This is a genomic window from Catenovulum agarivorans DS-2 (genome assembly GCF_000568405.1).
GTDB classification, from domain to species: domain Bacteria; phylum Pseudomonadota; class Gammaproteobacteria; order Enterobacterales; family Alteromonadaceae; genus Catenovulum; species Catenovulum agarivorans_A.
In genome coordinates this window covers 53,748-61,014 of record NZ_ARZY01000029.1, presented here as the reverse complement: position 1 = coordinate 61,014, position 7,267 = coordinate 53,748, and the positions used below count along the sequence as shown (strand labels likewise).

General features: G+C 42.7%; 9 protein-coding genes. 2 read left to right on the top strand and 7 right to left on the bottom strand.

The window, feature by feature from the left end; translation table 11 throughout:
- Positions 1-124 precede the first annotated feature (124 nt).
- The gene (locus tag DS2_RS14240) at positions 125-1,444 is read left to right on the top strand and encodes a DegQ family serine endoprotease (protein ID WP_051479899.1); all 1,320 of its coding nucleotides are present in this window, start codon (positions 125-127) and stop codon (positions 1,442-1,444) included.
- A 125-nt stretch (positions 1,445-1,569) separates the two neighbouring features.
- A complete protein-coding gene (locus DS2_RS14235; protein WP_035015499.1) occupies positions 1,570-2,676 on the top strand; it encodes a trypsin-like peptidase domain-containing protein in 1,107 nt (368 codons plus the stop codon).
- Here the strand turns inward: DS2_RS14235 and murA are convergent.
- From murA to DS2_RS14200, 7 genes are read right to left on the bottom strand one after another with little or no spacing between them, the layout of a single operon-like run.
- Positions 2,644-3,906, bottom strand: a complete 1,263-nt coding sequence (gene murA / locus DS2_RS14230; RefSeq protein ID WP_035015498.1) for a UDP-N-acetylglucosamine 1-carboxyvinyltransferase — start codon at positions 3,904-3,906, stop codon at positions 2,644-2,646. The two genes, DS2_RS14235 and murA, sit on opposite strands and share 33 nt — an antisense overlap.
- A gap of 24 nt (positions 3,907-3,930) precedes the next feature.
- Positions 3,931-4,185 (bottom strand): BolA family protein, encoded by a 255-nt coding sequence (locus DS2_RS14225; protein WP_035015497.1) that lies wholly within the window; start codon positions 4,183-4,185, stop codon positions 3,931-3,933.
- Positions 4,182-4,478 (bottom strand): STAS domain-containing protein, encoded by a 297-nt coding sequence (locus DS2_RS14220; RefSeq protein WP_035015496.1) that lies wholly within the window; start codon positions 4,476-4,478, stop codon positions 4,182-4,184. Before DS2_RS14220 ends, DS2_RS14225 begins: the two co-directional genes overlap by 4 nt.
- Positions 4,475-5,152, bottom strand: a complete 678-nt coding sequence (locus DS2_RS14215) for an MlaC/ttg2D family ABC transporter substrate-binding protein (protein ID WP_035015495.1) — start codon at positions 5,150-5,152, stop codon at positions 4,475-4,477. The genes DS2_RS14220 and DS2_RS14215 overlap by 4 nt, the downstream gene beginning before the upstream one ends.
- A 9-nt stretch (positions 5,153-5,161) precedes the next feature.
- Positions 5,162-5,632: an outer membrane lipid asymmetry maintenance protein MlaD gene (gene mlaD / locus DS2_RS14210; protein WP_035015494.1), complete on the bottom strand. Its 471-nt coding sequence runs from the start codon at positions 5,630-5,632 to the stop codon at positions 5,162-5,164.
- A 3-nt stretch (positions 5,633-5,635) separates the two neighbouring features.
- Positions 5,636-6,415 (bottom strand): lipid asymmetry maintenance ABC transporter permease subunit MlaE, encoded by a 780-nt coding sequence (gene mlaE, locus DS2_RS14205; RefSeq protein ID WP_035015506.1) that lies wholly within the window; start codon positions 6,413-6,415, stop codon positions 5,636-5,638.
- Entirely contained in the window at positions 6,415-7,224 is an 810-nt protein-coding gene (locus DS2_RS14200; protein ID WP_035015493.1) for an ATP-binding cassette domain-containing protein, read from the bottom strand. The genes mlaE and DS2_RS14200 overlap by 1 nt, the downstream gene beginning before the upstream one ends.
- Between the last annotated feature and the right edge of the window lie 43 nt (positions 7,225-7,267).

The window sequence follows — 7,267 nt, the reverse complement described above, 5'->3', positions numbered from 1 at the left end:
CTGTGATGGCTCTGATACTCGCAATTTATATAGATTTAGCTCTATGTAGATTTTAGGAGAATTGAAGTTGAAAGCTAACTATACAAAGTTATTTAAAGTATCGGTGCTGAGTGCATGTTTGGCGATGGCGCCTGCTGTATCTCATGCGGCTTTGCCTTGGTTTGGCGATAGCGATAAGCAAGAAACGCCAACATTAGCCCCTATGTTAGAAAAAGCGACGCCTGCGGTGGTGAACATTTCCGCCACAGGTATGAAAAAAGACGCCCAACGCATTCCTGATGTTTTTAGGTACTTTTTTGGGCCCAACGCTCCTCAACATCAAGTCCAAGAAAAACCTTTTCAAACAGCTGGCTCTGGGGTCATCATAGATGCAGAGAAAGGATATGTGGTGACCAATCATCACGTAATTGCTGATACAGACAAAATATTGGTTACATTAAAAGATGGCCGTCAGTTTGAAGCTAAAAAACTCGGTTCAGACGCAGAAAGTGATGTCGCATTGCTACAAATTGAAGCCGAAGATATAACTGACATTCCGTTGGCGAATTCAGATAAATTACGTGTCGGCGATTTTGCCATTGCAATTGGTAACCCATTTGCAATTGGCCAAACGGTAACCTCCGGGATTGTTTCAGCACTGGGGCGCAGTGGTTTAGGCATTGAAGGTTACGAAAACTTTATCCAAACTGATGCAGCCATTAACAGTGGTAACTCAGGTGGCGCACTGGTTAACTTTAAAGGCGAGTTAATTGGTATTAACACTGCAATATTAGGCCCACATGGCGGCAATGTCGGCATTGGTTTTGCTATCCCAAGCAACATGATGAAAAATCTAGTTGATCAGATTGTCGAATTTGGTGAAGTCCGTCGGGGTGTGCTGGGTATTTCTGGTGAGAATATCGATGCTGGTATTGCTAAAGCATTTGATTTACCTACGACTCAAGGTGCAATAGTTCGCCAAGTGTTTGAAGGTACCGCTGCAGAAGAAGCTGGTATTAAACCAGGTGATGCGATAGTCAGCGTCAACGGCCGTAAAATCCAAACTTTCTTTGAGCTTAGAGCTAAGATAGGCACTATGGGCGCAGGCAATACTGCAACTTTAGGCATTATTCGCGATGGTAAAGAGCTTGAAATTAAAGTGAAACTCAAAGAAGCTGAAGGTGGAAATGTTGCCGCGGCCAGTATGCACCCTGCACTAGATGGTTCAGATTTAGGCAATGGTAAAACTAAATCTGGTGAAAAAGGTGTTGTGGTGAATTCAGTTGAAGAACGTTCTATTGCAGCTCGTTTAGGCTTAGAAGAAGGTGACGTGATCATCGGGGTTAACCGAGAGCGCGTGACTAATATTGCCCAACTACGCGATAAGTTAGACAAACATAAAAACGGCATTATTGCGCTAAATGTCATGCGTGGTAATACCCAGTTGTATTTGGTTATCCGTTAATACAAACTGTAACCAACAATCCAAATCAACAAAAGTAGAAAGTGGTAGGTGGCTTCACCTACCACTTTTTGTTTTTGTAGATAATAAATATATACTTGCAACAGGATAAATAATTAGCCAGCCCTATGAAAATTAAGTTACTTCATCAGCTTCAATTTGTAATTAATACACTTGCTATCGCCGTGGTGCTGTCGCTGATTTTATTTGCCGCCTTTCCTGAATTTCGCCAAAACAATTTGTTATGGCAAAGTCTGTTTTCAGAGCCTACCAATAAACGCAAACCGATTTCTTTTGCCCATGCTGTAGCGCGTGCAGCACCCGCTGTGGTTAATATATACACGCAAGGTTTTGAACGTGACGAACGTTTTTATAATAGTAAACGTGCAATCAGAACGCTGGGCTCTGGGGTAATCGTTTCAGAAAAAGGCTTTATTTTAACGGCTGAACATGTGGTAAAAAATGCCGACCAAATTTTGGTTGCTTTACAAGATGGTCGGCAATTTGAAGCCCAACTGATAGGAAGCGACCCATACACAGATTTAGCTGTATTATGGGTACAAAGTGAGAATTTACCCGTTGCACCGATAGACCCAAATTTGACCTCTCAACCAGGCGATTTAGTATTAGCGATAGGAAACCCATACAATTTAGGTCAAACCATTACTCAAGGTATTGTCAGCGCAACTGGACGTGCAGGTTTAAGCTCAAACTATGCTGACTTTATCCAAATGGATGCTGCGATCAATGATGGCAACTCAGGTGGCGCACTGGTTGACAGCGATGGTTATTTGGTTGGCATAAACTCGTTTAACTACGCGTCAGCTCGACGAGATAACCAAGCCCAAGGAATATTCTTTGCAGTACCAGCGAAATTAGCGTTAACCATTTTACGTAAAATCGCAACCGACGGCCGAGTTGTCCGAGGATATTTAGGATTATCAGGCAAAGAAACTTATATTCAAACCAGTGATGATTTGGTCACACCCGTTGGCATTATTGTAACTATGGTCGAACCTGCTGGTCCTGCTGCGATGGCTGGCATTCAACCCAACGACATTATTGTGGAAATTGATGGACAAAAAATTATTGGTCGGGCTCAAGCGCTCGATGTAATTGCCGAAACCCGCCCAGGGACCAAGTTACCAATAACAGTGATCCGCAAAGGAGTAAAATTGCAGATCCCTGTCACGATAATGGAACTACCCAGACACTCGTTGAACTTTGGCTCCTAAATGATTGAGCTTAAGTTCTAACGATTCGTATCCTCTATCAAGGTGGTAAATTCGATTGACCACTGTTTGATCGTTAGCAAATAACCCTGCTATCACTAGACAAGCTGACGCACGTAAGTCGGTTGCCATAACTTCGGCACCCGATAGTGTTTCAACTCCCCTAACAATAGCAGTATTGCTTTCTAATTCAATATCTGCGCCCATACGGTGTAACTCAGGTACATGCATAAAGCGGTTTTCGAATATCGTTTCATGTATGGTACCCGTACCCTGAGCAACACAATTCAGCACAGTAAATTGTGCCTGCATGTCCGTTGGGAACGCTGGGTGAGGAGCTGTTTTAATATTGACAGCTTTAAGCTTGCGCTTTGTCATATCTAAGGTGATCTGATTATCACTCGCCTGAATATCTGCGCCTGCTTCTTTTAGTTTAGTGATCACAGCTTCCAATAACTTGGCGCTGGTGTGTGTACAAGTCACTTTACCGCCAGTGACTGCTGCAGCGACCAAAAAAGTACCCGTTTCGATGCGATCAGGCAAAACAGCATGTTCGCTGGCAGTTAAATGTGCAACACCGTCTATGGTGATGGTGTCGGATCCTGCACCTGATATTTTTGCCCCCATCGCATTCAAGCAATTGGCTAAATCAACAACTTCAGGTTCTCTTGCCGCATTTTCTAAAACGGTTTGACCTTCAGCTAATACAGCTGCCATCATCAAATTTTCAGTCCCAGTCACGGTAACGGTATCAAAAAAGATCTGCGCACCCTGCAATTTTTTCCCATGGGTATCCGCGACGATATAACCATGCTCAACTTTCACCTCTGCGCCCATTTGTTGTAGGCCACTGATGTGTAAGTTGACGGGACGAGCACCGATGGCACAGCCGCCGGGTAACGAAACTTTTGCTTGGCCGCATCTAGCGACCAATGGACCCAATGCCATAATAGACGCACGCATGGTTCGAACTAAATCATACGGTGCTGTGGTTGAACTAATTTCACTAGCATCAAAACGATAACCACTTGCTACCTTGTCAGCTTTAATACCAAGTTCAGCCAATAAACTTAAGGTTGTTCTAATATCTTTAAGTTCTGGTATGTTGGTTAAGGTCACTGGATTAGGGTTGAGTATGGTCGCAAATAAAATCGGCAACGCCGCATTTTTTGCGCCAGAAATGCGCACCTCACCATTTAGCGGTGAGCCACCTTGAATTACAAATTTATCCATACGGATGAAGGCTCCAACTACAACTTAAAAATTGAGCTTCTTATGTTTTTGCCACTCTTCAGCGGTAAAGGCTTTAATTTTAACGGCATGAATTGTTCCGTCCGCTATCATTGCATTGAGTGGCTGATATACCATTTGCTGACGTTTTACTGGTCTTAAACCATCAAAAACCGCTGATACTATGATGATATTTAAATAATAGTTATCTTCGTGTTCAACTATTAATTCTTCATGTTCAATGGCATCGCCAACTAACTGTTTAATTTCGTCTAAATTCATTCTTGTATACCTACTATTTCTGCAACACCATAAAGCTCTGCAAGCTTCTTTAAGTTAGCATCGGTGTGAATAAAATTTACTTGAATATCTCGCGCGGCAAAATATTCTTTAAATTTAATCAAATAGGCTAAACCCGCCGTATCAATTTTACCGACTTCTGCCAGCGAAACATCTATTACACACCCTTGATTACAAGGTGCTTCTGGGATAATAGACAAATCACTGTCTCGAGTTAGATCACCGTCTAACTGCCAGAATTGATGGTTGAGTTGTTTTTCCGCCAATTTAATCATGACTGAGGTTCACTGTCGTCCGATTTAAAGGTTAACTTTCGTGCTGCTTTTTGTTTTAAATCTTTGATAATACCGTCAATACCAAGCCTTGGCATCGCGGCGCCTATCTCTTTACGTTTGGTACTTAACACTGAAATACCTTCAGCTTCCATATCGAATGCTCGCCATTGGTCGTTGCGATAAATCAACTTAAAAATCACATCGATATCTGGGCGGCCAGGCTCAACAATCTTGCTGCGTACCACGGCAATTTTGCTATCATCGCTGGTATTAGTTGGCTGCACAACTATATCTTGGGTTTCGCGATATTGCGTAAATAACTGGGCGTATACTGTGACTATATAGTCAGAAAACGCATCTACAAACGCTTTACGGTCATCCGCATTTACATCGCGCACATATTTACCTAAAACTTTAAAGGCTGCATATTCGTGGTCAATATACGGCAACAACTCTTCTCGAATGATTTGTTTTAACAAATCAGGTTCTTGCTTAACCTCTGTCCAACTAGCTTTAAAGCGCTTAAAAGCCGATTGTGTGACTTTTTCAAATAAATCTCTAGGATCTTGAATGTTAGCAAACTGAGCTTGCTCAGCCGCATAAACTTGCGCCGTGCTGGCGGTGTAAGCAAAACAGCTGCACGCCAATGCAATTGCACTAACAAATCGTTTCATACTTTACCTCTAGTCGTCACTGCTTTGACTAAATAAGAATTGACCGATCAACTCTTCAAGCACTAAAGCAGATTTAGTATCTTGGATATATGCATCTTCCTGCAATGTTTCGATACCATCCATCATAAAACCTGGCTCTAAGCCTAAATATTGTTCGCCTAACAAACCTGCGGTTAATATGCTAATTGAACTGGTTTCAGGAAAATCTTTATATTCTTTCGAAATATCCATAGCAACCACGGCCATGTAAGAGTCGGTATCTAAACTAATATCTGCGACTCGGCCAACCACGACCCCACCGACTTTGATCGGTGAACGCACTTTAAGCCCACCAATGTTGTCAAACTTGGCATATAACCTATAGGTTTCACCGTTGGTTAAGCTCCCTGTATTCGCAACACTCAGTGCTAAAAATAAAAAGGCCGCAATTCCTGCCGCAATAAAAGCACCAACCAAAATTTCAACTTTACGGTTGCTCATTAATTATTCCCCAAACATTAACGCTGTTAATACAAAATCTAACCCAAGCACGGCTAACGACGAATGCACTACTGTTTGTGTCGTCGCTTTACTAATACCTTCAGAAGTCGGTATGCAATCGTACCCTCTAAATATCGCAATCCAAGTCACAACCAAAGCAAATGCAAAGCTTTTGATAACGCCATTCATTACATCATCTTGTAAATCAACTGCCGCTTGCATTACGCTCCAAAAGTTACCGCTATCAACACCAAGCCATTCTACACCAACTAGATGGCCACCCAGGATACCAACAGAGCTAAATAACAATGCCAACAACGGCATACTTATCATTCCAGCCCAAAACCTTGGCGCGATAACTCGGCGCAACGGGTCAACCGCCATTAGCTCTAAACTAGACAATTGCTCGGTGGCTTTCATTAAGCCAATTTCAGCTGTTAAGGCTGAACCCGCTCGGCCTGCAAATAATAACGCAGTTACCACAGGGCCTAGCTCTCTTAATAGAGACAAAGCAACCATAGGCCCCAAACTATTTTCCGCACCATAACCAACCAGTATGGTGTAACCTTGTAAACCCAACACCATGCCGATAAACAATCCACTGACCAAGATAATTGCCAAAGATTGCACACCAACCACTTGCAATTGTTGCATCAGCAAAGGTCCATTTTTCTGCAAATTTGGCGCGGCCCACAAGGCATTAAATAACATTAATCCAGCACGACCTGTTGTGGCCGTTGCCGAGATTGTATCACGTCCCATTTTCGCTAAAGCGTCAATTATCATGCTTTAAGTACCTCTGCCAACTCTTCGTCAAACGCCTGTGCAGGGTAATGGAAAGGTACAGGTCCATCCGCTTCACCTGCCATAAATTGATGAACCAGTGGTGATTCAGACTTACGCAACTGCTGTGGTGTTCCCTGCCCAACCACTTTTTTGTTTGCCATAATGTAGGCATAATCAGCAATACTCATAACTTCATTAATATCGTGCGAAACAATGATAGAAGTTAATCCCAATGCATCGTTTAACGAGCGAATCAAGCGAATTAACACACCCATGGAAATTGGATCTTGCCCAGCAAATGGCTCGTCATACATCACTAACTGAGGGTCCAATGCAATGGCTCTAGCCAATGCTGCTCTGCGCGCCATACCACCAGATAACTCGGTAGGCATTAACTCAGCAGCCCCACGTAAACCAACAGAATTGAGCTTCATTAATACCATGGTACGGATAATATCCTCTGGTAATTTGCAGTGCTCTCGAATTGGAAAAGCGACATTATCAAACACAGACATTTCGGTAAATAAAGCGCCACTTTGAAACAACATGCTCATTTTTTTACGAGCTGCATATAAAGCTTGGCGATTCAATTTATTAATGGTTACGCCATCAAACTCGATTGCGCCAGCATCTGGTTTTATTTGGCCCGCGATTAAACGCAATAAAGTTGTTTTACCTATACCGCTAGGCCCCATCACCGCAATCACTTTGCCACGTGGAATATCTAAACTAATGTCGTCGTAAATTACACGCTCACCACGGCTAAAGGTTACATTTTTTATTTGTACTATCGAATCGTTAGACATCAAATTTCCCTGAAATTGGCGCCCATATCTGAGCAGCGCTGTA